Source organism: Sinorhizobium fredii NGR234, assembly GCF_000018545.1.
Taxonomy (GTDB): domain Bacteria; phylum Pseudomonadota; class Alphaproteobacteria; order Rhizobiales; family Rhizobiaceae; genus Sinorhizobium; species Sinorhizobium fredii_A.
Map to the genome: position 1 here is coordinate 884,943 of NC_012586.1, position 25,706 is coordinate 910,648.

Sequence of the window (25,706 nt, forward strand, 5' to 3'; positions counted from 1 at the left end):
CAATTTCGAGAAGGAGACACGCCATGGCCAATTTACCAGAACAGAAGAGCTCGCGGGCGCGCCGCTTGACCGCCGCCCTGGCGGCTCTGTCCTCCGTTTCCGCACTCAGCCTTGCCGCTCTCGTCGCGGAACCCGTCGCCATGCACACAACGACGGGTACCGGTTCGACGGTGCGGGCGGCCACAAACGCTGTGCAGCCGCCATCGGCGGCGGAGCCCGGCGACTTTGCCGACATCGTCGCCCGGGTGAAGCCGGCGGTCATCTCGGTGCGCGTGGAACTCGACGGAGCACAGCAGCAGGCCTCGTCCGACGAAGATGACGGCACTCCCGATCCCGACGCCGGGCAGGGCGTCATGATGGGCGAAGGCTCGGGCTTCTTCATCTCGGCGGACGGCTATGCCGTGACAAACAATCACGTCGTCGACCATGCAAAGACCCTCGAGGTGATGACAAGCGACGGCCGGAGCTACGACGCGACAGTCGTCGGCACCGATCCGAAGACCGATCTCGCCTTGATCAAGGTCGATGGCCGGGATCTGCCGCATGTCCGTTTCGCCGACCGGCGGCCGCGCGTCGGCAATTGGGTGATCGCCATCGGCAACCCCTATGGGCTGGGCGGTACCGTCACCGCCGGCATCGTTTCGGCCGAAGGCCGCGACATCGGCGCCGGACCCTATGACGACTTCATTCAGATCGATGCGCCGATCAATCGCGGTAATTCCGGCGGCCCGGCCTTCGACGTCAACGGCGACGTGATCGGCGTCAACACGGCGATTTTCTCGCCCTCCGGCGGCTCGGTCGGCATCGGCTTCGACATTCCGGCCGACACGGCGAAAGCCGTCATCGCCGAGTTGAAGGACAAGGGCCATGTGACGCGCGGCTGGCTCGGCATCAAGGAGCAGCAGGTCACCGCCGACATCGCCGAGGGCCTCGGCCTGAAGGAAGCCAAGGGCGCCCTCGTCGACGAGGCGGATCCGGCCGGCCCGGCCGGCAGGGCCGGCATCCGGTCCGGCGATCTCATCATCGCGCTCGACGGCGCAACGATCAACGACCCGCGTGAACTGGCCCAGAGGGTCGGCGCGATGGCACCGGGCACGTCCGTCACGGTGAGCATCCTGCGCAATGGCGCACCAAAGGACCTCAGCTTCAGTCTCGCAACGATGCCGGAGGAAAGCCCGGCTCCGGTCGAGACGGCCAGCGACGCCAGTGCAGCGCCGACCAGCGAGCAAGGCTTCGGGCTTCTGCTTGCGCCGGCAACCAAGGTGGCAGGCTCCGGTGGCAAAGGCATGGTAGTTGTGGCCATCAATCCGAAGGGAGCAGCGGCGCAACATGGCCTGGAGGCGGGCGACGTCATTCTCGACGTCGGCGGCAAAGCGGTTTCGAGCGCCAGGGACTTCCGCCGTGATCTTGCGTCGCTTCGCAAGGAAGGCAGGGCGGCCGCGCTGCTCCGGATCCAGTCGGGCGACACGACGCGCTTCGTCGCCTTGCCGCTCGGCCACGCCTAGCGAGGGGACGGGCGGCCGGAGAGCGGAAAGACGGTCTTAGGCCATTCCGGCCGGGTCGCCGATCGGCAGAAGCGCGGGATCCGTCGGGCTCTTGCTGTCCTCCGGCTTTTTGACCGGCGGCTCCGCGGGCTTCTCCTGGCCGCGGTCCGGCTGGCCGAGCGTGTGCCGTGGTTCTCTCCGGTTTTCAGTGGGGGCGGGATTGGGATATAGCTTCGGCATGGCGTTTTCCTTTGCGAGGACAACCGCCATGGGAGGCTATGATTCCTCTACGTTGCTTCCTCAAGGTCCGCCTGCGCCACTTCGGCGAGCCGGTATGTTCGCGTCCTCCACTTCCGGCATCCCTCTTGCCGACAGGCAGAGAAAAGGCCCGCGCGCCAAAAGTGGTCGTTGCGGACGGATCGGATCTCCAAACGCAGAGGAAATGGACAATTGTGAGTCCTAAGACTGTAACATGATATATGATTATATATAAGATGTCGCGTCGATACGGTTTTATATATCAGTATTGCATCGCTCTCTAACTCCCTATATATTATCCTGTATGTTTCGCATCGTGCGATGCAGGATAATGATATGGCATATAAAACGGAGCATATAACGCAGCAGCTGCGGGCTGCGCGCGAAGCGCGGAAAATGAGCCAGCGCGAGTTGAGCGCACGATCGGGCCTGACGCAAAGCCATATTTCTCAGATAGAACGGGGCACCATGGAGCCCGGACTTGGCAGCCTAGTGGATGTGGCGCGCGCGCTCGACCTCGAGATCGTCCTTGCCCCGAAAAAACTGATGCCGGCGATCCGCAACATCCTCTATAGCGCGCCGGCATCGACTGATGCCCTAACATCCGCCCAGCGCAAACTGGTGGGCCGCCTTGAGCGGTGGTTTGCGCAGCACAGGGGCGCGTTCGGTAGTGCTTCCGAGGCAGATACATTCAAAGATAGCCTCGCGCTCTTAAGGCATCTTCCTCTGTCAGCCGAGGACATGGACACATTCAAAGAGGCGACTGCACGCCTCGACCGGTCGCAGGCCGATCCACCGTCCCGTCAGGAACTGAGCAGGATCGCACATGCCGTAAGACACCTACGCAACGCCGCGGTGCACCGCGACCGTGACGACGGGGTCCCTCGCTCGGCCTATGCGCTGGATGAGGAAGACGATAATGCCTAAGGTCACGGTACTCGATGTCAGGCTGTATGGGGAACCGGTTGCGACCCTTACGAATCTGCAGGACCGGCGCACCATCTTCGCTTTCAACGATTCTTATGTCGAAGACCAAAAGCGGCCGACGCTTAGCCTGTCCCTGAAAGACGCGTTCGGGGCGCTCATCACGAAGTTCAGGCCGTACAACATGGTGGTCCCGCCCTTCTTCTCGAACCTACTGCCGGAAGGACCGCTACGCAAATACCTCGCTCATCGTGCGGGTGTGAAGCCGTCGCGGGAATACTGCCTGCTCTGGATGCTCGGCCGCGACCTGCCTGGGGCTGTGACGGTGCATCCCTCCGAAGGGGATGACGCGCCTCAGGATGACGAGCAGGCGATCGTCGAGGCGCGGCCGAACGCGCTACGCTTTTCGCTGGCGGGTGTGCAGCTGAAATTCTCGGCCTTTAAGAACGACAATAAGGGCGGCGGCTTGACCATTCCGGCCGAGGGCACGGGTGGCTCGTGGATCGTGAAGCTGCCGTCCCAGCAATATAGCGGCGTGCCCGAGAACGAGTTTGCGATGATGACCATCGCCCGCATGATGGGCATGGACGTGCCCGAGATCCAGCTGGTTGATCTCGATGCCGTGAGCGGCCTGCCGCAGGGGGTGGGCGAACTGCACGGGCAGGCGCTGGCGATCAAGCGTTTTGACCGCACGTCGGAGGGGCCGGTGCATATCGAGGATTTTGCGCAGGTCTTCGGCGTCTTTCCCGACCATAAATACGATAAGGGCAATTACCGGATGATCGGCCGCGTACTGGGGATCGAAACCAGCACGGCCGATGTGGCGGAATTCATCCGGCGGCTAGTCTTCAGCACGCTGATCGGCAATGGTGACATGCACCTGAAGAACTGGTCGCTCATTTATCCTGATCGCCGCACCCCTGCGCTCTCGCCAGCGTATGACCTGTTGTCGACTATCCCTTACATCGAGGGGGAAGATACCGCGGCGCTCAATTTCTCCCGCACCAGAAAGATGGCGGCACTGTCGAAGGACGAGCTGGCGCATCTGGCTGCGAAAGCGGAGCTTTCCGAAAAGCTGGCGATCGACACCGCACGCGAGACCGTTGAACGTTTTAGGGCCGTATGGGAGGCGGAAAAGAAGAACCTGCCGATGGCAGCCAAGGTCGCCGACACGATCGATACGCACGCACCGACGGTCGAGCTGTATCGCGAGTTCGCGAAGTAGTGCCTTGCCGCTTGGATGGCTCGGCTGCCCTCCTCAGCCGCTCGTCTGGCGTCGGCTGACAGCCAACACCGCAGCGTGGCGGCGATGGGCAATGGCGTTGAGGGACATGTTCAGGCTGCAGAAGTCGACGGTAGACACGGCAGACCGGCGGCCGAAAAGGCCGCGGGAAGATCAAAGCTGTATGCGCATCATCCTGAACATGACGCAGGCTCTTACCTGGACTTTCCGCAGAAGTCGATCGGAGGACGGGCATATGGTTAACTGGCGAGTGTGTGAGGCAACTATCATGGCGGCCCAGTTCAATCGCCCTATTACGCAGCTTGAATATGTTGCTCAGTTGGGCTACATACTTATCAAAGTCGATTGGAGGCAAAAATGGCTGCAAACGCATATGTGCGCGCCCGCATTGAACCTTCGGTGAAGGATAGCGCCGCCTTGGTGCTCGATAGTCTCGGACTGACCACCTCGGATATCATCCGGATCGTTTTGACCAGGATCGCCCGAGATAAAGCTCTTCCCGTCGAGTTGACTCGACCGAACGCCAAAACAATCGCTGCGATGGAGGAAGCAAGAGCCATCAAGGCGGGTCACGGCAAGCATTTTGATACTGCTGGTGAGTTGTTTGAGTCACTCGAGGGACACAAGGTTGTCAAGTGATAAGAAACGAGCAAAGTCCGCTTCCAGCAAGCGGGCTTCGCTGCCGCGGCAATCAAGTCATACCAAGCAGTTTCAAAAAGATTGGGAGCGCCTTTCCAGGTCTGGCCGATATGACATGGTCGCACTGAAGAAAGTCCTGGGTTTGATCGTAGACAACGATGACCCTCTGCCGGCTGAGCTGAAAGACCACGAGCTGACGGGTGATTGGAAAGATCATCGAGAATGTCATATCGGCGGTGATTTTCTCCTCATCTACACGTTGGACGAAAGAAAGAACCTGGTTGTGTTCGTGGCCGCTGGGACACACGCCGAACTTTTTGAATGAAGCATTCGCTCAGACGGTCCCACGGACCTACCTCGGCCTAAACTCCAATCGTTCAGCCAGACGTCGCCTGTGCCGCAGCCGCCAACCGACGTATCAGGGCTATCGATGCCAATCCGATTCGATGCTAGAAATTGTGTTTTGATTCAGTAATTTAATTGGAGTTTGGTGGTTTTTTGCTGCCTAATGCCGTTCCATTGCACGTCCTCGAGAAGCTCCACATAGATCGGCGCCTCACCCCCGCTATGGGCCCTTGCCAGCCGGAAGGCGGCTTCCGGTTCCATTTCCTCGCCGGGAAAGATAACGTCATCCTTCGGCGGGTCGATGACCTGCCGTACATACCCCCGGATTTCATCGCCGTAGCGGTAGAGCTTGACAATGATTTGCGCCCGGAACCGGCTTGTCGCGCAGCAGTTGGATCAGCATGCGCATCTCTCCTCTCAAGGAGGCGGCGCTCTGTATCGCAACCCAAATGGGGAATAGATGTTCCCCCCCCGGGCTGCGATGTCTCGCGCTTGTCTATCGGTTAGGCCATTCCGGCCGGATCGCCGATCGGCAGAAGCGCCGGATCCGTCGGATCCTTGGTGTCCTCCGGCTTCTTGATCGGCGGATCGGGGGACTTCTCGAGGCCTCGATCCGGTCGGCCGGGGATTCCTTGCGGCTCTCTCGGCGTTTCGGCAGGGGCGGGGATCGGATCTTGCTTCGGCATTGGCGAACTCCTTTCGAAGAGACAACGACCATGGGAGACGATGGTTCCTGACCTTGCTTTCCTCGAATTGCGCGGGAAACCTTGGTCGGCGACCACGAGTATGCGCCGCATTGCCAGCGACCGGTCGGCTGACTCAGCCGACAGTCCGACTTCCCCAAATCCTATCCGAGCGAACTTCCCTAGAAGGCGCTGTTCGCCCAATCCTCGTGTCCGCAACGCACGCGGACAATGAAAATATCTTCGTCGGACTCGGTCTGGTAGATAACGAGTTGCGCCTTGAAGGTGGATGCGCATCGGCGCGATAACTCTTGGCGCTCACATGCGATGCGGGGGTTGGCCGCGATCAGAGCGGAGATACTGAAAAGCTCGTCATGACACCGTCTCGCCTGCGCGGCACCTAAAGAGGCGGACGCCTTCCTCGGCGATCACGATAATGTCTTCTTCTGCCGCGAGGGAAAGCCGAAATCCCATTATCGGGGGTTGCGCGGGGGTTCAGCCCGCGCTAGCGCCGCAGAGAAAAGTTCGTCCTTTGAGCGATTTCCAGCACCGCTTTTCAGTCCATCATCGACAAAGCGCTGCATTATGACAATCTTGTCATTCCGCTCTTGGTCCCTGCGGATGAGATCGCGCACATAGTCGCTGGCGTTCGCATAGCGGCCTGTTCGCGTCTGTGCTTCCACCCAATCCTTCATGGGGTCGGGCAAAGATACGTTCACCGTGGCCATGTCGGTCTCCATACCTACGACCAGAATGGCACGCTTTGGCAAAACTTTGTCAAATTCAGGCGTGTTCAGAAACCCACGAGCGTCCTTTCCGTTTCGGGAAGGAACTCCCTGACGCCCCATGATTGATCGAGGGTCTTAAAGCATGGCAACGCTATTCAGACTCCGCCTTCTTCCTGGCGGTCGCGGGCGGCTCCGTTGTCAGCTTGAACTTGGCCATTTCCGCCGATGTCAGATAGTGGAGCCGGTCCGGCGGCGTTTCGAGTGCGTTGATCCAGAGCCCGGCGCCTACCCCCATCGTGTCGAGATGGCGGGTCACTCGGGCCGTGGTGGATTGTGCTGCCGACATCGCTTGATCCGCCGTTTGCCGGCCGCTGCCGCCATTGAAGACCTGGTGCACGCCGACGATCGCATCCTTTTCGGCGACACGGCTCACGCCGCCCGCAAAGATGATCGGGCAGGAGGACGCGCAGAGCGCTCGCGAGGCCACCTTGGTCCCAAGCTTCCTTTCGCGGATCAGGCTCGAAATCGCCAAGGCGTCGTCCACCGAGCCGCCGGGAGAATTGAGCGCCACCGTCTTCACATATTCGCCACGCGCGGCAATCTCCTCTGCGAAGCGTGCGCTTGCGCCGGGATCGATCGTGCCTTCGGCGAGCAAGACGCCGCCGGATGCGAGTTCGAATGTCATCGGCCGCCGCAGCACTTCCTCCGGGCTTGCGGGCTGGACGCGCGGAGTGGTCGGCCCGCCTTCGGTCAGCGCCGGCGGCAGGAGGGGCCGGTTCTCATGGAATGGATCGAACGCTGGCAACTCGGCATTCATCGCCGTCAAGTCGCGCACGTCGACCAGCAGGAAGACCGTCGCAGCCGATAGCAGTGCGTAGAAGGCGCCGCGCATCAGCACGCCGTCGTCGAGCCGCATCAGCGCCTTGAAAGTGTCATCGATCCTCATGCGAGCGATCCTTTGCACGCGTTCTCGGGTCGAGATTGGTGATGTTGTTCAGTTCCTCCGCTTTGCTCTCGGCTTCCGCTTGCGTGACCATCTCTCCGAGATTGGCGCCATTCGCGGTTACCGCTCGCTGCACGTCCAGCGCTTGCAGAAGTTCGGCAGCCGTGATGCGCTCGGCAAAGGGCAGCTTCTCCTCCTGTTTGCGGATCGCCCCATGCACGGCAGCAAGAATGAAGACGAGCACGCCCGGCAGCAGATCGATGGAAATCGCTCCGGCCCAGGCCGGAATGAAATCGGCCGCATAGCGCAACACGGCCTCGGCGGAGGAAAGCGGGACGAAGCGCCGCTCCGCCACCGGCGTCCGGGCCAGGATTTCGTCGGCCGCTTCGGAGAGCACCTTGGACTGCGCCGCCACGGAGGCCCGCACCGTCTCCATCACCTGGTCCTGGCGGTTGACGAGGTCGGCATCGCCGCCATCGGCCACCGGTGCGATAAAGCCGAGCGACAGGTCGTCCGCGGCGCGGCGGATCGAAGGTGCAATCGAGGTCTGGCCCAACGAGGCGATGACGCCTGTGAGCGCCACAACTTCCGAGGAGAACTGGTCGGCACGCGGTTCGATCGCACCTGGTGCGGATACGAGCGTGCGCATCGTTTCGAGCCGCTTCTGCCCTTGGCCGAACAGCGTCGTCACCTGTTCGCGGGAGGCGTTGATGCCATTTTCGAGCTCCTTCGTCTGCGCTGACATTTGCGTCAGAAGCTGCACGACGCTTCCCGCTCCCGTAGTCCCGGTGAGCGCACCCGTCTGCCGCTCCGAAGCCGCAAGCTGGGCGAAGCGTTCGGAGGCACGCTGGATGTCGGGCAGCAGGCTCTGGGCGGCAAGGGCGTTCTGGTGCGCCTGATCGAGGTCGGCAGTATAGTCCTCCACCGTTTGCGCCAGATGTTGTTCGAGCGCGGCCGAACCGGCCAGCGCCGCCGCATTGAGCCAGCTTGACATGGCGATGATCATGGCGGCGCCCAAAGCCATTACGCCAAGCATCGCAGCCCGACCCGTATGGGTAATCACATGCGGATAGAAGCGGGCCATATAGGTCCAGAAGGCATAGATTCCGACGGAGACCGAGGCTGAATAGATCATCGCCGCGAAGAAGACCGCGGTCGCCGAGCCGTCGAGAATGCTGCGCACGCCGAGATAGGTATAGACGCCGGAGGCGAGCGCCAGCGCCGCAAGCGCAAAGCGCGTCATGGTTTCGACAGCCGCGACGCCGTCGTGCAAACGTTGGGATGCGCCGACTGCCATGGGGAAGATCTCCGCGAAGGAATGTATTCCTTAACTGAGAATTAAGAAGCGGGCGGAATAAAGGCCGCGGCCTACCACCAATGGCGTAACAGGTGTGGGACGTTACGTTCCGCTGGCGCCACTTCGGCGAGCCGGTATGTTCGCTTCTTCCACCTCCGGCATCCCTCGGATTGCCGACAAGCAGCCGGTCGCCTCGGAATAGCTCGTCAAACGGGCAAAATGAATCCGCCGCAACGCCTCACTGCTGCTGTCGCGCTTGACCGGGGCTGCCAGCTCGACACCTGGAATTGCCTGAATCCTTATCAACAGGCGTTCTCGCTCCTCGACGCTGACGTCGGCCCGGATCGTAAACAGGATGTCAGTCATCGTCCGAGTTCCCGGTGCGTAGGCCGCCAATCAGCTGCTTCAAGTTCAAACGACCATAGCCGAAGTCGGGCGTAAAGTCTTGGCCACCCATGGCCGGCACCTTGTCGGCACTCGAAGCCAGGGCGCTGCGGATCACCGCGGGATCTCTGGAGCCGCCATTTGCAATATAGAGTGCAGCAGCCGCAGCGACATGGGGAGACGCCATCGATGTTCCGGGCCATGCGTCATAATCCGTCTCGCGTATGTCTGGCTTTCCCTGCCGCCAGCGCCCGTCTGGACCTCTTTCCGCCCTCCAGCTCGTTTGACCCGGATAGGTCGGCAGCGTCGACCAGATAGCCTCGCCGGGAGCCGCGATCGTGATGTGGTTGCCTCGGTTGGAAAAGGTCGTGATCCGGTCCTGCAGGTTTGTCGCACCGACAGCGATGACGCCGGGTATCGCTGCGGGATAGGATACTGGGCTGCCTTCGCGCCGCTCGTTTCCCATCGCCGCAACGATGGTCGTTCCGTTCGCAAGCAATTCCTCGAATGCTGCACTCTCCGTCGGGTCGGGCGCGCCTGCGCCGCCGATCGACAGATTGATAATGTCGATACCCGCGTCCGCGCAATCGAGCAGTGCGCGCAGATACATCACGGGGTCGACGAAATAGGCAAATTCCGCAGTTCCATCCGGATAAGTCAAAAGGTCGGGGCGGTCGTCGAAAATCTTCCAGGCGTGAATCCTGCCCCTCGATATGCCGTTGATGCCGAGATCGTTGTTGATCGTCGCCGCAACGGTGCCTGCCACATGGGTGCCATGACCGACAAGATCCTGAGCGGAGCTTGCGGCAGGAAGGTCAGGGTGCTCATAGATAAATCCGCCAATCTGGTCCTTGAGGTCGGGATGCTCGGCGTCAATACCCGTATCGAGCACCGCGACCTTGACCCTGCTGGCGTCATCGAAGCCGGTTAAACGGCGCGCTTCATCCCATTTGATCTTGCGGAGGTTCCACATTGTATGGGCAGGTGGCGGCACGGCGGCAATTCGGCCAGGACCGGCGGGTGACGGTTTCCTGGACGAGGACCCGGCCGATTTTCGCGGAGACCTTGCCACGAGGTAACGCAGCGGCACCCGGGACACGGATGCAACTGTCGGATCGCCGGCGAGAGCCAGCTGAAGCTGCCGCAGATCGACGTCATTGGCCAACTCGACCAGGCTGGTGGCTCCGCCCGGTGTTCGTTCGTCCATGGCGGCGTTCATGTTCAGAGCAGGCGCCGACCATCCTTCTACGTCACTGCCAGGAACCCCAAGCACCTCGGGTTTTGCGCCGGCACCACGGGTCGGCCGTACCAGCATCCGGCTGGCATAGTGGGGCGCTTCCCGGGACAGAGGTGTAACGCGCTTCACCAGGCCGGCTCGCTCGTAATAGCACAAGGCCTGAAGGCCGCTGCTCAACGGCGTGCGCGCGGCCGCAAAGGTGGCTTCAAAGCTTGCCTGGCGCGGCTGGGGCCGCATGCGGACAAACAACGTTGCTGCATGGTAGGTAGCAAGCCCGGCGTTCCTGAACAACGGTCCCATCAGTCAAACCCTCCCGGCAACCTCGGAATTTTTCGACTTTCCGCATTCTCCGCGTGCCGGATGTCCCTTCGAATTCCGTACCTAAGAGGGCGCTGAATATTTACGCAATGCAGGGTGGTTTTCAACCGGGCACCGCAAGCGGGCTCACGGAAGCGTTTCAGATTGCGTTCGCGGTAGAGCCGCTTGCTGAAGCAGGGCTTCCACTTTCGATTGGATTTTGCCGGGATGTTGGGCCTGGCACCTTGCTCCTCGATCAGCGCGCGGATGCGGTCGGCATCGTATGCCTTGTCCGCGAGCACGATCATGTGCGGTCCAAGATGGTTGAGCAAGGTCCTCGGCGACCTGACCATCGTGCGCCTGACCAGCAGTCAAGGCGAGCCGGATCGGGAGCCCTTGCGCGTCAACGACGGCATGGATTTTTGTGGTGAGCCCACCGCGTGATCGGCCGAGACAATGATCTCGATCCCCCCTTTTTGCCGTCGCAGCCTGTTGATGCGCCCGTACGGAAGTGCTGTCTATCATCTGGATTTCGCCATCGTGTGCGGCGGTGATGGCATCCATCATCCTGTCCCACACACCCGCCTTTCGCCCTCGTACGAAGCGATTGTAGCAGGTCGTGCGCGGTCCGTAGCGCTCGGGCAGATCGCGCCACGGTGCGCCTGATCGCGCGATCCGGAAAAGTGCGCCGATGTCGCGCTTCTGACGCCGCTTTGCTTCGCCCGGCCGCAACCGCTCGAACGCCAGACCTGGCGCATCCGCCTATCCACCTCGGGGGTTCAGGCGCTCTGCGATTTTCCGAACCAACGTATTGGCTTTGCTGGAAAGATTTCTCCGCCGATCCGCCTATAGCGAATATGGCCTGGCGACGTTAGTCGAGTCGCTGATCGTCGCGCAAATTACTGAGAGCGGACGCACTCACACCGCTCCTGCCTTCCCTGACACGATCTCAAAATTTGCCGATTTTTGCTCGCATGCGCCTGGTAGGCTGGCTGTCAGCTCCCGATGCAACCCGCTTCGTGGCGATTGCGTTTGGCGCGGGCGACCACCGCACGCGCACCGAAGACCGGCTGCCACCGCCTGCGCTGTCAACAGCCGACGGAGTCCGGCTCGGCCTGCTTGAAGCCGTCGTCTGGCAAGGATCGCCGCATGCGCCATCACGCAAGCCATCCGCCCGCATATTCACAGAGCCTGCCACCGCAGCCCACCCACACTCGTCGAACGCCAAACAATCTCTTGCAGGAAGCACATGATTGAATCTCGCGCGGGACCGCTGGATCGATTCCCATCAAAGGAGATTTCTAACGGCTATTAAAATGACACGGTAACATGTCATTTTCACGTAAATGAAACGCAAACAGATCTATCACATTGACAAAATGCCGAGAAAAAGATATCTATACGTTTCAATACAAGGTCAAATGAAGCGCTTAGGTATCATTATGAGGCCGGAGTCGGAGATTTTATTTGAAATAGGGCACCTGTTGAAGAAGGCACGACTGGCCTCGGCGATGACGCAGGAACAGGTCTCCGACTTGGCAGGCATATCGCGCCCCCGTTATCGCGACATCGAGACGGGGATTGCTGCTGCGCGCGCAACAACACTGATGAATATCGCCCGCGCGCTGGGCCTCGAGATGATGCTGATCCCACAATCAATGGTTCCAGCAGTCGAGGCTTTGCTGCGCCCGCATGACGACGACGATCTCCCCGCGTTTATCTCCCGTCCCGACGATGACGATCATGGCTAAAATATTTCAGGCTCCCAAGGCCATCCCTTCGCTCGAGGTACTGCTGAACGATCTGAAGGTCGGCACGCTCGTCAGAACGCCCGGCGATTTCAATGCGTTCAACTTCGCCGACGCCTATCGCGCGACGGGTGGTTTCCCCGTGCTCAGCCTCTCGTTCCGGGCGGCGGCGGGAGGGTTGCGCAAGAATCCTAAGCCTCTTGCCAGCGCCCTGCCAGCCTTCTTCGCCAACCTTCTTCCCGAAGACAAACTGCGCGAGGCGATGGAAAAGCACCACGCAGGCAATGTACGCGCAGGCAACGATTTTGATCTGCTGGCCGCGCTCGGCGCGGACCTGCCGGGCGCTGTCCGCGTCGTGCCGAGCGATGGCAAGACGGCGATTAGCGAGGATGCCTCAAAGGACAAGCCGAAAGCGCGGTTTTCGCTAGCAGGCGTGCAGATGAAGCTCTCAGTCATGAAGAACACCGGCAAGGGTGGTGGTTTGACTTTGCCGATGGGAGACGAACATGGTCAGTACATCGCCAAGTTCCCTTCGACAGCGTTTCCTGGTGTTTCCGAAAACGAGTACGCCAACCTTGCACTGGCGGCAGCGATCGGCATGGAAGTGCCCGAACGAGAGCTTGTCGAGAAATCCGATTTCGACGGGATTCCCGAGGAATTCAACACGCTGTCGGAAGGCAAGGTCCTCCTGGTCAAACGCTTCGATCGTGGCGCCGGCGGCGAACGCATCCATATCGAGGATTTCGCCCAAGTCTTCGGCATCTATCCCTCGCGCAAATATGAGGCCGCCGCATACCACGATATAGCCTCCGCTCTGGTCGCTGCCGTCTCGCCCGCGGCCGCCCTCGAATTCGTGCGCCGACTGGCCCTGACGGTAATCACCGGCAATGGCGACATGCACCTCAAGAACTGGTCATTGATCTACCATGGCAATGGCGACAAGCCGGAGCTCGCGCCGATCTACGATGTCTTGTCGACCGTGCCCTATATTCCCGCTGACGCAATGGCGCTGTCGCTCGGAGGTGAGCGCTCCTTCAAGGCGCTCACCGCGCAGCGATGGAAGGTCTTTGCCAATCGTGCGAGGCTGCCGGAGCCTGCTGTACTCAAGGCGGTTACCGATATCGTTGAAAGCGTTAACGAGCATTGGTGGAGCCTTCCAGAACGGGCTGTCGTTCCGGAAAAGGTGCTTGAGCGGATCGACGAGCATTTGAGGGTGATGACGCCGATACTCAGCACTTGCGCCGACAAGTGAGATTGGAGTCCGAAGCGGCCGAAAAATTTGTCCCAGCTTACGCAGACCGACTTCCGGAACGAAGTCTTCGCGGCATAGTTCAGATGTCTAAAAAGATAAATAAAAGATTGACCGCCTCTTTTTAAGTAAGTTTTGATGGAGAAGAATCACCGTATCATGCGATGGAATTTATAATTGAATGCAAGAGAGTGAGCGACATTCTTGGTGCAGACGGGATGTTTCCTTTAGGAAGGAAGTCTTACTTTAGATTTAGAGCAAGTCGTGAAGGCTGCGACTTGCCTCATTGAAGTGATCTCGCCCCACTTCGTCGAGCCGGTATGTTTGCTTCTTCTACCTCGGGCATCTCTCTGATCACCGACAGGCAGTCAATCGCCTCGGAATGTCTCCTCAAACGTGCGAAATGGATCCATAGCAAAGCCTCGCTGCGGCTGTCACGTTTCACCGGGGCCGCCAGCTCGACACCTGGGATTGCTTGAAACCTGGTCAACAGGCGTTATCGCTCCTCGACGCTGACATCGGCCCGGCAGCTGCCGTAAACCGACGTCATTGGCCAACTCGACCAGGCTGGTGGCTCCGCCCGGCGTTCGCTCGTCGATGCGGCGTTCATGTTCAGAGCGGGCGCCGACTATCCTTCTATGTCACTGCCGGAGACCCCAAGCACCTCGGGTTTTGCGCCGGCGTTGCGGGTTGGCCGTACCAGCATCCGGCTGGAGGAATGGGGCGCTTCCCGCGACACAGGTGTAACGCGCTTCACCAGGCCGGCTCGCTCGTAATAGCACAGGGCCTGAAGACCGCTGCTCAGCGGCGTGCGTGCGGCCGCAAACGTGGCTTCGAGGCTTGCCTGGCGCGGCTGCGGCTTCATGCGGACAAACAACATTGCCTCATGATAAGTCGGTAGCCCGGCGTTCCTGAACAACGGCCCCATCGGCGCAATCCTCCCAATGAGTGTCTCAGACAATCTTTCTGAGATGTGGGTTTCCAGTTTTGCACCGAGCTCGGCGTCTGCCGCTATCTGATGCTTCCTACTTCGCAGTACCAGTTTCAGGTGCGAGCAATGAACCAGCTACGCTTAGCCAGCACCCACTCACCAGTGGAACTGGGTCGATCAGCGCCCATTCGCGGCATGGAATGCTGGGAAGTCGTTACTTTAAATAGCGTCTATTGGTTTACGCAATTCAGAGTGGATTTCAACCGAACTGCAAAACAGCTACTTAAGCGGCCGCGGGGCCCCGACAGCTTGCTGGTTCGAGATTCTCCAAAAGAAAAGGCTCGGTGTCTACCGTCTAAGGGCTGGTGGGCCAAGTACCCCGCATCCGGCCGTTCGTGCCTGTCACACTTGTTGGAGGTGGGGCTTAGTGAAGCGCCCAACGGAGCTTTCGAGGCGAGCAAGACACTTCTTGGCGCGCCCGGCACCGCCAGGCATTCATTGCCTCCGCCTCGGCAGTTGGCGAGAATAGGTATTCCAGAGATTCGCCGCTTTCAGCCTTGATCTCGACTTTGGCGGCCATGTCGACTTTGGCGCGTGTCGCGCCCGCGACGGCGATCTTCATCTGGTCCATGGTGCACATCCGCTAGAGATTTACGTGAATCGACCAACGATGCGGTGTCCCCAGTGAGGACACGGAAAAGAAGTTCTCCATTGAATGCTGCGGCCTCTGGAGCGATATTCCGCGTTTTTTCTATTATAGTGCGGAATTCCGCTTGCAAAGAATTCGCTGCTGTTGTCGTAGTGGCGACGATGCGCTTGCCGCGCGGTCGCTTGGCCGCCTAGGTGACACCGCAACAGCGCGGTTTCGTGGACCGTATGGGTGGTCTGTGGCGCGTCTGGATGGGGCGTCCAAATGGAGGCGACTGTCGCCCGCTGTGCTATCCTCTCTCATTGAGCGAGGGGCAAGATGAATTTCCGACGTGGCCTCTTTCGATTGTGACTGACCGTCTCTGCACTTTGGGTGCTGACACTGGTCGTCTACGTCGAAATTGAAGGACGTCGGCGAGACGTGACAGATGGAGGCTCCATCTTCGTCAGGGGCTGGGTAGCGATCACAGATGGCTGGAAAGCCGAGAAAGAGGTAGCAGCCACGAGGGAAAAGGCGGCTGCATCTGGAAGCCCGAGCGTTGTCGTGCCAGACGAGATTGGGAGCCGACTTCGAACTGGCTGGAATGCGGAGAAAGCGGCTTTGCTTTTCGGCGGTATCCTGCTAAAGCGGGTCGCGATTTTTAGGATTCAGGATTGAACGAAGCCGCTGACGCGGCATTTGGGGCATCTGATTTGCATGGTGTGCCCCTGTTTTGAAGGATTGGGCTGTTTGGCCCAACCTTTGAACAGGAGAGTATCATGAGTGAGATGAGCCCGCTGCGGCGACGGATGATCGAGGACATGACGATCCGCAATTTGTCGCCGGCGACGCAGCGATCGTATTTGCATGCAGTGACGAAGTTTTCGCGCTATTTCGGTCGGTCGCCGGACCGGTTGGGGCTGGAGGATGTGCGTGCCTTTCAGGTGCATCTGGTGTCGTCGGGGCTATCATGGCCGGCCTTGAACCAGACGGTTTGCGCCCTTCGCTTCTTCTTCGGCGTCACGCTTGGACATGCGGAGATACCGGAGCGCATTGCCTATGCCCGAACGCCCGCCAAGTTGCCGACGATATTGAACGGCGATGAGATCGTGCGGTTTTTGGAAGCGGTCCCGAGCCTGAAGACACGAACGGCGCTGACGACGGCTTATGCGGCTGGTTTGCGCGCCACCGAGACGGTCAGTCTCAAGGTCAGCAACATCGACGGCGAGCGCGGCGTCATCCGCATCGAGCATGGCAAAGGCGGCAAGGACCGCAACGTGATGCTGTCGGCGCAGTTGCTTCATATCCTTCGGGTCTATTGGAAGCTGGTGCGACCGCAGGTCTGGTTGTTTCCGGGACGTGACGAGAGCAAACCCATCGATGTCCAGGTTCTGCATTCTGCCTGCCGTTCGGCACGTGCCGCAGCCGGCATCGACAAGCGGATATCGGTGCACACGTTGCGCCACAGCTTTGCCACCCATCTCTTGGAGAGCGGCACCGACATTCGTATCATCCAGGTCCTGCTCGGCCACAACAATCTGTCGACCACGGCGCGTTACACGAAAGTGTCCAACACACTCATCCGCGCCACGACCAGTCCGCTCGACCGGCTGACGCTGGAGGTGGTGCCGACAGGCTGAGGACATTCCGCCATGGCGGCGGGATTGGAGGTGGCGGACATTTTTCGCCGCCACGGGGAAGGATATCGTCAATCGCATGACACGCATCTCGGGCGGGTTGAGCGCCGGGTGATGAGCGCGGTCGAGATGTGTCGGACCGCGCGGCTGGGCGGCCATGTCCAGCAATGCCGGGATTGTGAGGCGCTCCGCATCGCCTACAATTCCTGCCGTAACCGGCATTGCCCAAAGTGTCAGGGACAGGCCAGCCGCGATTGGCTTGCCGCCCGGCAGGCCGACCTGCTGCCGGTCAGCTATTTCCACGTCGTCTTCACCGTGCCGCAAGCGATCGCCGCGATTGCCTTCCAGAACAAGCAGGTGGTCTATGCTGTCCTGTTTCGCGCCGTCGCCGAGACACTCCGCAGACTTGCCGCTGACCCCAGACATCTGGGTGCTGAACTCGGCTTTATCGCCGTGCTGCATTCCTGGGGGCAGAACCTCCATTATCACCCACACATCCACTGCATCGTGCCGGGCGGCGGATTGTCGTTCGATCAAACCCGCTGGGTGGCTTGTCGGAGGAACTTCTTCCTGCCCGTGCGGGTGCTGTCGCGCCTGTTCCGGCGACTGTTTCTCGAATACCTGAAGCAGGCTCATGACGAAGGCCAGCTTCAGTTCTTCGGCAGCATCGCGAGCCTGGCCGATCCAGCTGCATTCACGCGCATGATCAGAGAAGCGCGGCGCGTCAATTGGATCGTCTATGCCAAGCCGCCCTTTGCCGGACCCCAACAGGTGCTGGCCTATCTCGGCCGCTACACCCATCGCATCGCCATCTCCAATTCCCGCCTCGTCAGCATGGATGGTGGTCAGGTCACATTCCGCTGGAAGGATTATCGCAGGGGTGGCAGGCAGAAGCGGATGACGCTCGATGCCCACGAGTTCATTCGTCGCTTCCTGCTGCATACGGTTCCGGACGGCTTCCATCGCATCCGTCACTTTGGCTTGCTTGCCAACGGACAGCGGCAGCAGAAGCTGGAGGCATGCCGCAATCTCCTCAATGTCCCGCAGCCGGAAGAGCCGGTCGAAGACCTGGATACGGTCGAGGCCCCGCCATTTGCACACCGCTGTCCCTGTTGCGGCGGAAGGATGAACATCCTCGGCACCTGGAAGCCGCGTCAACCAGCCTGTCGACCAGCATGGAACGATAGCTCATGACCCTATCAGACCTGGCATCACTCCAACAATCAACGTCGGCAGATCGAAGGGCCGCGAGCGAATGGCTTTGGCCAAGCATGCCGGCGCAACACAAAACGCAGCATCGCCGAAGCCTCGTTCGGCACAGATCAACCAAAAACACCGCCAGACACATCTCAATTGGCGACAAGAACCTTCTTCTCAGCCGCTCTTCCAGCCCCGCCTGGGCTCGCCCCAGCCAAACGCCATCCACCGCTTCGGTTAAATCCCCATAGTGCCAAACAACCCGCGCCTTCGCTCAATCCGGCTTCAATGAGGTCCGATCAGCGAATGCTGCATCCAAAGCGGCCGGACCTCACAGAACCCTCCAGATTCCCGAATCGGGGTTGGCTGTGATTCCCTCGCTTTGACGGGAGGGACACCATGGGCAAATCACATCCGCTTGCTTTGCGTAGTCGTGTCATTGCGTTTGTCGAGGACGGTCACAGCCATCGGGCCGCGGCCCGGCACTTCCGGGTGTCGCCGCGTTTCGTGAACAATCTGGTGAAGCTCAAACGCGCGACCGGATCGCTGGCGCCACGGCGGCAAGGCCATCTGGGTGGCGGCAAGCTGAACGCGCATGGCGAGTGGGTCCGCGAGCGCCTGGCGCAGAATGGCGACCTGACGCTGGACGAACTGTGCCTGGAACTCGCCGGGCGCGGCGTCATCGTGCACCGCTCCAATGTTGGCCGTCTTCTCCACCGCCTCGACCTCAGCCATAAAAAAAAGCCTGCAGGCAAGTGAGCAGCAGCGCCCAGAGATCGCGCGGGCGCGTGAGCTCTGGACCCGGCGACGCCGGCGCTTCTTCAACAAGGCATTGGCGCGACTGGTCTTTATCGACGAGACCTCGACCAATACCAAGCTGACCAAGCGCTCAGGCTGGGCACCAAAAGGGCAACGCTATCGCGCCCACGCCCCCTTCGGTTCGTGGAAGACGCAGACCTTCATCGCCGGCCTGCGATCACATGGCGTGGTCGCGCCCTTTATCGTCAACGCGCCGATGAACCGGCGCATCTTCGAGACCTGGATCGAAACGCAACTCGCCCCGACGCTGTCGCCCGGAGACGTCGTCATTCTCGACAATGTCGGCTTCCACAAGAGCGAGCGGGCCGAACAAATGGTCAAGGCGAAAGGCGCATGGCTGCTCTTCCTGCCACCCTATTCGCCCGACCTCAACCCGATCGAAATGGCCTTCTCCAAGCTCAAGGCGCTGCTGCGCAAGCGGGCCGCCCGCAGTTTCGACGCCATCGCCGATGCACTCGGCGATATCTGCAATCTCTTCTCCGTCACAGAATGCCGGAACTACTTCAATGCGGCCGGATATGAGGCCGATTGAACGCGACACGCTTTAGGCCCGCCACTTGTCCTGCTTGCGCTGGGCGCCTGGGTTATTCGCGGTTAGGGCGCACTGCGAACGCCTTAAAGTAGACTACCCCCGCGGAGCCGGATGTGGCGTCTGAAGCTTCGACTGAGGCGGATGTGCGATGAAAAGCCGGATTTGCAGCGCACAAGCGCAATCATTTGCAGTTTTTTCTTTGCAGGACAGAAAAACCCTGCCTTTTCGCGCTCCGCGTGGAGGTTTGTTCAGCGTAAGTGTTGTTTTCGGTTTCGAAGAAACCGCCGTGAAACCATCTACCTTGGTACACATGGCATAGCTCGCTCCGCGCGGCGCAGACTGCGCTACTTACGGTGGAGGCGAAGCATGCGAGGACCGTCACGCGTCGTCCGGCGCGTCGTCCGCTACAACAATATAGCGGCGTCTTGGGTCCTCCTCCTGAAGGGCCACCCATGCTTGGCGTAGCTGCTCCATTGCGGGCGTCCGCACACCGTTACCAGGCCAAAGAATGCGATATGCCATATGGACCATAGCTGTGGCAAAACGCTCGCGTCCAACGTTGTCGTCTAGCTCCTCCCATGCATGTGCACTGCACATCCTGAGGATGTTGGTTTCTTCGGCCTGCATCGGTCAACTCCTTCCGCTAATTTCTGGCCTTATTGCTCGAAATTGCCGCTCGGGCGGCATGTTCTCTAGCGTGCGGCATGAGCGAACTAAGGACAAGCAGATTTGCGTGAACTTGCGTTCGCTAAACGCTTCGCTAGGGCGATTGTGATACATTCTCACTTCGATGTCAGAAGTGCCAGAGTGAGATCCCCCAGGCCTTGCATAGGCGCTCTAACCCAGATCCCCAGGGGCAATCGCAGGCAATGGCTGCTGCGTTGCACGGTATGCGTGTGGCGCCTCATGGAGACGGCGTGAGTCGCCATGCGCGGCGTGCAAAAAGTTAATGAAAACAATGGCTGCGGCAGCATGCCCCGTCTCGCCCATCTCATTTCGTCTCATGCTTGAGACAGTCTAGACCCCATGAAACCCCATCCGTCACGTGTCTCACCCCCATTTTTGTATGGGTGAGCCGAGACAGGCCTTTTTTTTGAAATACAAGTTTTGGTTGCGGAGGACAGCCGCTTGTTGCCGATGCACAAGCGCAGCAGCCTGCTGATAGACAAAACCTCGCAGCATGGCCGAACCGCGCCAACGAGCCTGGAGTGAGGACAAGGCACACCAAAAGGAGACCTCAACGGTTCCCATGCCGAAGTATTAGCTATCTTGCCGAAAACCCGCGAACCGTTCCTAGCGGACATACTATGATTTCCAGAGGTGCCCAGACGGCGAGGACGCGTGCTAGGGTGGTTGCCCAGATCACTAATTGTCGGGGCGCACCACCTTTGATCTCTTAACCGCGACCAATTCGCGCGCGTATGATCTGATGCGTTCCATATTTTCTCTGATCTCCTCCGACAACATATCAGCTGTAGCTGGATCATTTAATTGAAGGGCTGAAGCAAGGGCCTCACCACTTTGCTTTTCAATCGCTTCCAACTGCTCCTCAGGCGTCCCTAACATCAAATATAACCTGCTAAGGGTGTGGCCAATCATGTACTCGATGGCGGCCAATCTGGCTTCAAACTTCGATTCCTGTTCGGTCATAGCGGTTTCCCCAGACAGTCCAACCTTTAGGCCAGAGGTTTCGCGCGCCTTTGCCTGAAAGGCAACCTTCATCTTAGACGCAGTGGAAAAAAACCGAGAGAACAGCCGTTCCGTCGCCATTTCGGAAACTTCCAGCGACTCGCGCATTGCCACTCAATGGCGCTACATATCCCTGTAGTTGGATATCGACTTCATCATCGATGCGGCCGCGGCCGGATGAGAATCTTTATGAGGCACGTGTCCCGCGGGCGATTCACGGTTGACTCTCGAATTTCACGACCATTATGTCATTTGCCCTAGGATCCGATTTACGATGGCGATCATGACTATACTTTAAACCCGTTAAACGAACGCGGTACGCCTAACGAGCAAGGGTTCGAATACAACTCAGGAAGGAACGAGCGCTTCTTGAAACTCGACGAAATAAGCACATTCAATGCAGATGCGATGAGAGGGGTCGAGTAGGGCGTCGTCGCCTGCTCTTTGAACGGTGGCTGCCTTCAGGAATAACAGATGGACTTTTCCGCCTATCGCGCCTTTGACGACGAATTTCGGGCAAAGTATGCCGACCTCCTTGAGGGCCACCCGTTCGCGGCTATGTTGATCGAGAAGCAGCTGCGAAATCACGAATCGGGCGCGGCAGCCATCGCAGGCGCAAATATCCGCAAGCTCACCAGATCAAATTACGGGCGCCGCTTTCGCGCGCAGCTTGCCTTTCGTCTGGGTGGGCTCCTGTCTCGAGAATCTGAACCACGCTACTATCTGAAACTCGAGCGATTCGACACATTCAAGAGCAATCTGTCTTCGCCGCTGTCTGGCTTGGGGATGAAACCTCTACGAGAGGTAGGTGCGGGACTCATGCCCGAGATGAGGGTCTTGCACCAACTCGCCACGCTGGGCGGCGCATTTCGAACTTTCATGCGTACGGCCGAGGCCGAGGGAATTGAAAAGGCGATCGCTAACCGAAGACTCATGAACCGGCTCGACAAGCAGGCACGCAAGAACTTTGCGCTAGTCAAAGCAATGATCGAGAAGCAGCGGATCCAGCTTTTTATCGCCGATGGGGATACTCTACCGTTCTCCCGAATGATTTGCGCTGCCGCGAAGGAACTTGCAGTGCCCTACGTGGTCATTGCTCACGGCTACATACAGAGCCCAAAGCTCGTGGGTATCGCGCCAATTTACGGAGACTATCTGGTAACTTGGACGGAGCAGCAGGCGGCAGATCTGCGTCAAACACTCAGAGAGGAAGAGAAAGCCAAAGTTTTGTGCTTCGGCTATCCAAAGGACACGTACCGTTGCGATGTGACGGGCAACCAGGCTCTGATCGTCTGGCATCCCTTGCATGACGGAGACCTCGCTCCGCAGGTCGAAGAGATTCGCGGTATCATCGCTGCCTTGCAAGCGGCCGGATACGACAGCCGCTTGCGCCTCCATCCAAGGGATACTAAGGCCCATGCACTTCGACGATTTCTTTCAGACACTGGCATTGAGATTTCGAAAGATTCCCTTGCGGATGATCTTGAAAGGTCGGTCGTCGTCATAGGCTCGCGTTCGAGCGTGCTTGTCGAAGCGGCGGTGAGCGGCAAGCGAGTATTTCAGTTGGCGGCCTACAACACGACGCCGTTGGAATGCGTCGTTCCAATAGAACTCGGGCACTCATTCGAGGCCTCTCTCAATATCGATGCACAGCACGGCAACTGGCGACCATTCGACTACGAGGCGTTCCTCGGTTTCTTGCAAAGAATTCGACGGCCTCACTAACAGGACGGCATGTTTTCTCATCGGATAATGTCCGGGCGGTAGGGGCCAGAGCTTCCAGGTTACTCAGCTGAGGGCCATAGTCTCTCACGCGCAGGAACTGTTGCGGAGGCGAATGGTCAGCGCTTTGGTTGTCGCATGTCTTCCAATCCGGTTGGGAGACAGGGATTGAACGAGGTACGCCGAAGCGTACTAGAAGTGCCACTTACACCACACGCCAACTTTGATTGAAGTTCAGGAAGAATATCATGAAGTTCGCCGGCACTGATCTTGCTTATCGAAACAAGGATTACGATGTCTGTATCGTCGGCAGTGGGCCCGCTGGCTTTACGGCTGCCCTTGAGCTCAAAGACTCCGGCCTGACCGTTTGCATACTCGAGAGCGGCGGCGAGATAGCTACTCCGACGGATGACGACCTGAAAGTCGTGGAAAGTGATGGACTGAGGATTCGTGAGGATTCGCGCGAGCGCGTTCTAGGGGGGACGTCTCTCACGTGGTCTGGGTTCATTGCACCGCTGGACGCGATCGATTTTGAGTCGCGACCCGGAATTCATGAAGGGTGGCCGATTTCGCGGAGCGAGATTCAGTCACATATCGATAATCTTGGCTATCGCTACATGATGCCCTCGGCCGATGCATTCGAATATGAGCGGGAGACCGTCGGCGAGAGCTGCCGCATTCCTTCTCTGCCGTCTTTAGATTTTAAGGTCTTCAGGACGCAAATTCCACCGTTTCGCTATGGAAAAACGTTTCGTCATACCTTCCTGCCGGAGAACTTTGATCTGTTTCTTGGCGCGACCGTCGTGAAACTCGCGTGGCATCACGAAGGGGCGCGTGAAGTGGTGAATGCCGCGGTTGTGGCGGATGCGTCAGGACGGCATTATGAGGTGAGGGCGAAAACCTTCGTGCTCGCTGCTTCCGCGATTGAATCTGTCCGCATACTGCTGAATTCCGGGAGGCTCGGGAATGCCCACGATCAGGTTGGGCGATATTTCATGAACCACCCCAAGGGCAACGTTGGGAGCGTAACCTTCTCCAAGGCGATTGCTCCTTCCCACGAGCTCTTCGAGCGCAAACATCAGAGCTTCAATGGATACGTCGGCCTGCGGCTCAACGAGAGCGTTCAACGGGAGCAAGGCGACCTCAATTCCTATATTCGCCTTGAGGTTACGCGCGACGAAGGCGACTATCCAAAGGCCAAGGAGCTCTCCAAGGCGTTCCGCTCGACCTTGAAAGCAATCGGTCGAGGTGATTATCGTGGTGCAGGTTCATCGGGCATAAGCATGGTGCGACGTGCAGGTGGCTTGGGCCAAATCATCGCCAGGGCAGCGAAGCGGATGAGGAACCGGAATGCCGGCCTTGTGAAAACCGCCCGGCTGCGCTGCTTCGTCGAGATGGAACCGGCACCCGATCACAGGATCACCTTGACGGATAGGCGAGACCGGTTTGGCGTGCCCTTGCCAAAGGTATCTCACGCTATTTCGGAGCTTGCCCTCCGTTCGGTCGAACGATTGATTTCGAAGATAGAAAGTGAATTCGCGCAGACAAACTTCGGGAGGGTTTACCGCGCTCAAGGGTCCCTAGCTGATATACTGGGCGTGGATTCGAGCCACCACTTGGGCGGGGCTAGAATGGGAGAGGATCCGAAATCGTCTGTCGTGGATCCTTCTTTGCGTGTGCATTCGTCGGACAATCTCTTCATCGCGGGCGGGGCAGTGTTTCCCACCGGCGGAAACGCAAATCCAACACTTACAATCGTCGGTCTTTCCATACGGCTCGCCAAGTTCATCAGGGACAGGATGGGACATCACGTTGCTGCTGCAGCGCAGCCGCATGGCGCGGGCGTTCTTATCATTGGGGCGGGCAGGCGTGTCTCGGAAGATGTCGTTCCCGCTGTCGAGAGCCTCGCTCCGAGCGCTCATATCAAAGGTATATACGCCACCAAGCGAAATGTCGTGTTTGGACCGACCGCCGCTCACGAGGTGCTTCCTCTCAATGAACTTTCTGAGGAGGCAATCAAATCGTCGCGCCTTGTTTACGTCGCAGTACCACCTCAAAAGCTGCAATCGGTTTTGGCAAAGTTCCTGGATCACAATTGCGAGCATCTTTCGCTCGTGGTGGAAACGCCCGCGGTCGATGCGAAAGCCGTTCGAGGAGCCTATGCCCATTTTGGAAAAGTCGTGGTGGCGGAGGACTCGGCATATCTTCCGTGGCTGGATCTTCTCACTGACGAGAACAAGGTAATCCGGGCGGATTTTGACAGATCTGGATACAGATATCATGCGACTGCTATTGCGCGCGCACTAGCTGGTGACAGCGGCCAGGAGAGGCCACGGATCGCATCCACGCGTGGTAAGAAGAATGACATCGAAGTTCGTTTCGATAGCGGTCTCGCTGTTCGCATTCGGGGACCGAGGGACTACGACAATGGCCGTATGTCCTTTCAGACACTTTCAGGACCGACCGTTTCGTCCCATCCCGGCGACAACCATACTCAGATCCGCCCAATGATTTCCGGCAATCTCTGCGTGGGATTCGGATTGGGAGATGACGTGGTTCATCTCTCCGAAACGGAGTCTCGTCTTATTGGGCGGTTTACTGAGAGAGATACGATCGTATCGCGAATGTTGGATATCAAACGCGCGGCTCTTTATCGCCTCCTCCAAGGAGCGCTTGCCGGCCAACCCGGCTACACGCTTGCGGAGGGGTTGGAAGACGCTTCTTTACGTTGGTAGGGAAACAGACGCCATCGAACTGAAGTTTGGTGCGTGGTGGATTATTCGCACATCATTTCGTTGTTGTGCCGCTATGGGGAGCGCCCTCCGTCGACCAGCAAGAACATGGTACTCCGGCCGGGCCCGTACCATAAGCGCACACCAGTTTCGGTGTGGTGCACTGTCTGGGTGTCTCCTGCTTTACTGCCATCTCATTGCCGTGTGGCTTGCTTACGGCAGCAGGACCGTTTGACGACGCAATGCCGACACCGGTTTCACTGCATGCGGAAACTATCGAAAGGAGCACTAAGAGAGAGATTCGATTGAGATACTGCATGCGCATGGCGTATTCCGTATGAGTCGAACTTTCAAGTCCGT

At 59.0% G+C, this 25,706-nt stretch carries 26 protein-coding genes and 2 pseudogenes; 13 read left to right on the plus strand and 15 right to left on the minus strand.

Annotated features, from left to right (window positions below; all coding sequences use genetic code 11):
• The first annotated feature begins 23 nt into the window (after positions 1-23).
• The gene (locus tag NGR_RS04280; protein ID WP_015887009.1) at positions 24-1,505 is read left to right on the plus strand and encodes a Do family serine endopeptidase; all 1,482 of its coding nucleotides are present in this window, start codon (positions 24-26) and stop codon (positions 1,503-1,505) included.
• A gap of 36 nt (positions 1,506-1,541) precedes the next feature.
• Here the strand turns inward: NGR_RS04280 and NGR_RS04285 are convergent, their stop codons facing one another.
• A complete protein-coding gene (locus NGR_RS04285) occupies positions 1,542-1,724 on the minus strand; it encodes a hypothetical protein (protein ID WP_015887010.1) in 183 nt (60 codons plus the stop codon).
• A 354-nt stretch (positions 1,725-2,078) separates the two neighbouring features.
• Here NGR_RS04285 and NGR_RS04290 point away from each other — a divergent pair, with 354 nt between their 5' ends.
• The 4 genes from NGR_RS04290 to NGR_RS04305 all read left to right on the plus strand — a co-directional run bounded on the left by NGR_RS04290 (position 2,079) and on the right by NGR_RS04305 (position 4,873).
• Positions 2,079-2,669, plus strand: coding sequence for a helix-turn-helix domain-containing protein (locus tag NGR_RS04290; RefSeq protein ID WP_015887011.1), 591 nt, complete (start codon positions 2,079-2,081; stop codon positions 2,667-2,669).
• Positions 2,662-3,891 (plus strand): type II toxin-antitoxin system HipA family toxin, encoded by a 1,230-nt coding sequence (locus NGR_RS04295; protein ID WP_015887012.1) that lies wholly within the window; start codon positions 2,662-2,664, stop codon positions 3,889-3,891. Before NGR_RS04290 ends, NGR_RS04295 begins: the two co-directional genes overlap by 8 nt.
• Before the next feature lie 375 nt (positions 3,892-4,266).
• The gene (locus tag NGR_RS04300; RefSeq protein WP_015887013.1) at positions 4,267-4,548 is read left to right on the plus strand and encodes a type II toxin-antitoxin system RelB/DinJ family antitoxin; all 282 of its coding nucleotides are present in this window, start codon (positions 4,267-4,269) and stop codon (positions 4,546-4,548) included.
• On the plus strand, positions 4,538-4,873 hold the full coding sequence (locus NGR_RS04305) for a type II toxin-antitoxin system YafQ family toxin (RefSeq protein ID WP_015887014.1): 336 nt from the start codon (positions 4,538-4,540) through the stop codon (positions 4,871-4,873). The genes NGR_RS04300 and NGR_RS04305 overlap by 11 nt, the downstream gene beginning before the upstream one ends.
• A 143-nt stretch (positions 4,874-5,016) precedes the next feature.
• Here the strand turns inward: NGR_RS04305 and NGR_RS32905 are convergent.
• From NGR_RS32905 to NGR_RS04345, 9 genes and pseudogenes are all read right to left on the minus strand, one after another.
• Positions 5,017-5,296, minus strand: a pseudogene (locus NGR_RS32905) (hypothetical protein).
• 100 nt (positions 5,297-5,396) lie between these two features.
• Positions 5,397-5,579 carry a hypothetical protein gene (locus NGR_RS04310; RefSeq protein WP_018237856.1) on the minus strand — a complete coding sequence of 61 codons (183 nt, stop codon included), beginning with the start codon at positions 5,577-5,579 and terminating at the stop codon, positions 5,397-5,399.
• A gap of 179 nt (positions 5,580-5,758) precedes the next feature.
• Positions 5,759-5,935: a hypothetical protein gene (locus NGR_RS33805; RefSeq protein ID WP_432654019.1), complete on the minus strand. Its 177-nt coding sequence runs from the start codon at positions 5,933-5,935 to the stop codon at positions 5,759-5,761.
• 114 nt (positions 5,936-6,049) lie between these two features.
• Complete coding sequence (locus tag NGR_RS04320) at positions 6,050-6,304, minus strand: type II toxin-antitoxin system ParD family antitoxin (RefSeq protein ID WP_015887017.1); 255 nt, start codon at positions 6,302-6,304, stop codon at positions 6,050-6,052.
• 151 nt (positions 6,305-6,455) lie between these two features.
• Entirely contained in the window at positions 6,456-7,250 is a 795-nt protein-coding gene (locus NGR_RS04325; protein WP_015887018.1) for an ATP-dependent Clp protease proteolytic subunit, read from the minus strand.
• Entirely contained in the window at positions 7,237-8,544 is a 1,308-nt protein-coding gene (locus NGR_RS04330; protein WP_015887019.1) for a hypothetical protein, read from the minus strand. Before NGR_RS04330 ends, NGR_RS04325 begins: the two co-directional genes overlap by 14 nt.
• 102 nt (positions 8,545-8,646) lie before the next feature.
• Positions 8,647-8,910, minus strand: a complete 264-nt coding sequence (locus NGR_RS04335; protein WP_015887020.1) for a hypothetical protein — start codon at positions 8,908-8,910, stop codon at positions 8,647-8,649.
• A complete protein-coding gene (locus NGR_RS04340) occupies positions 8,903-10,465 on the minus strand; it encodes a S8 family peptidase (RefSeq protein ID WP_015887021.1) in 1,563 nt (520 codons plus the stop codon). Before NGR_RS04340 ends, NGR_RS04335 begins: the two co-directional genes overlap by 8 nt.
• A gap of 158 nt (positions 10,466-10,623) precedes the next feature.
• Positions 10,624-11,137 (minus strand): annotated as a pseudogene (locus NGR_RS04345) (IS5 family transposase); the annotation flags it as partial.
• A gap of 746 nt (positions 11,138-11,883) precedes the next feature.
• Here NGR_RS04345 and NGR_RS04350 point away from each other — a divergent pair.
• Together NGR_RS04350 and NGR_RS04355 are read left to right on the plus strand one after the other, a co-directional pair.
• A complete protein-coding gene (locus tag NGR_RS04350; protein ID WP_015887023.1) occupies positions 11,884-12,213 on the plus strand; it encodes a helix-turn-helix domain-containing protein in 330 nt (109 codons plus the stop codon).
• Positions 12,206-13,462, plus strand: a complete 1,257-nt coding sequence (locus tag NGR_RS04355; protein WP_015887024.1) for a type II toxin-antitoxin system HipA family toxin — start codon at positions 12,206-12,208, stop codon at positions 13,460-13,462. The genes NGR_RS04350 and NGR_RS04355 overlap by 8 nt, the downstream gene beginning before the upstream one ends.
• A gap of 280 nt (positions 13,463-13,742) precedes the next feature.
• On the opposite strand, the gene NGR_RS32910 is transcribed toward NGR_RS04355, so the two are convergent.
• The 3 genes from NGR_RS32910 to NGR_RS04365 all read right to left on the minus strand — a co-directional run bounded on the left by NGR_RS32910 (position 13,743) and on the right by NGR_RS04365 (position 15,021).
• Positions 13,743-13,952 carry a hypothetical protein gene (locus NGR_RS32910; protein WP_240545135.1) on the minus strand — a complete coding sequence of 70 codons (210 nt, stop codon included), beginning with the start codon at positions 13,950-13,952 and terminating at the stop codon, positions 13,743-13,745.
• A gap of 135 nt (positions 13,953-14,087) precedes the next feature.
• Positions 14,088-14,387 carry a hypothetical protein gene (locus NGR_RS04360; RefSeq protein ID WP_015887025.1) on the minus strand — a complete coding sequence of 100 codons (300 nt, stop codon included), beginning with the start codon at positions 14,385-14,387 and terminating at the stop codon, positions 14,088-14,090.
• Between the two features lie 427 nt (positions 14,388-14,814).
• Complete coding sequence (locus NGR_RS04365; RefSeq protein ID WP_164923869.1) at positions 14,815-15,021, minus strand: hypothetical protein; 207 nt, start codon at positions 15,019-15,021, stop codon at positions 14,815-14,817.
• Between the two features lie 776 nt (positions 15,022-15,797).
• Between NGR_RS04365 and NGR_RS04370 the strand changes: the two genes are divergently transcribed.
• From NGR_RS04370 to NGR_RS04380, 4 genes are all read left to right on the plus strand, one after another.
• Entirely contained in the window at positions 15,798-16,658 is an 861-nt protein-coding gene (locus NGR_RS04370) for a tyrosine-type recombinase/integrase (RefSeq protein WP_012708196.1), read from the plus strand.
• A gap of 12 nt (positions 16,659-16,670) precedes the next feature.
• Positions 16,671-17,849 carry an IS91 family transposase gene (locus NGR_RS04375; protein ID WP_015886711.1) on the plus strand — a complete coding sequence of 393 codons (1,179 nt, stop codon included), beginning with the start codon at positions 16,671-16,673 and terminating at the stop codon, positions 17,847-17,849.
• Positions 17,850-18,251: 402 nt separating this feature from the next.
• The gene (locus tag NGR_RS32915; protein ID WP_015886710.1) at positions 18,252-18,611 is read left to right on the plus strand and encodes a helix-turn-helix domain-containing protein; all 360 of its coding nucleotides are present in this window, start codon (positions 18,252-18,254) and stop codon (positions 18,609-18,611) included.
• Positions 18,550-19,203: an IS630 family transposase gene (locus NGR_RS04380; RefSeq protein WP_012708199.1), complete on the plus strand. Its 654-nt coding sequence runs from the start codon at positions 18,550-18,552 to the stop codon at positions 19,201-19,203. The genes NGR_RS32915 and NGR_RS04380 overlap by 62 nt, the downstream gene beginning before the upstream one ends.
• A gap of 378 nt (positions 19,204-19,581) precedes the next feature.
• Here the strand turns inward: NGR_RS04380 and NGR_RS04385 are convergent, their stop codons facing one another.
• Entirely contained in the window at positions 19,582-19,830 is a 249-nt protein-coding gene (locus tag NGR_RS04385) for a hypothetical protein (protein WP_015887027.1), read from the minus strand.
• Between the two features lie 738 nt (positions 19,831-20,568).
• Complete coding sequence (locus NGR_RS04390; RefSeq protein WP_164923870.1) at positions 20,569-21,000, minus strand: hypothetical protein; 432 nt, start codon at positions 20,998-21,000, stop codon at positions 20,569-20,571.
• Positions 21,001-21,366: 366 nt separating this feature from the next.
• On the opposite strand from NGR_RS04390, the gene NGR_RS04395 reads away from it, so the two are divergent.
• Positions 21,367-22,617 (plus strand): hypothetical protein, encoded by a 1,251-nt coding sequence (locus NGR_RS04395; RefSeq protein WP_015887029.1) that lies wholly within the window; start codon positions 21,367-21,369, stop codon positions 22,615-22,617.
• Between the two features lie 245 nt (positions 22,618-22,862).
• The gene (locus NGR_RS04400) at positions 22,863-25,349 is read left to right on the plus strand and encodes a GMC oxidoreductase (RefSeq protein WP_015887030.1); all 2,487 of its coding nucleotides are present in this window, start codon (positions 22,863-22,865) and stop codon (positions 25,347-25,349) included.
• Positions 25,350-25,706 lie beyond the last annotated feature (357 nt).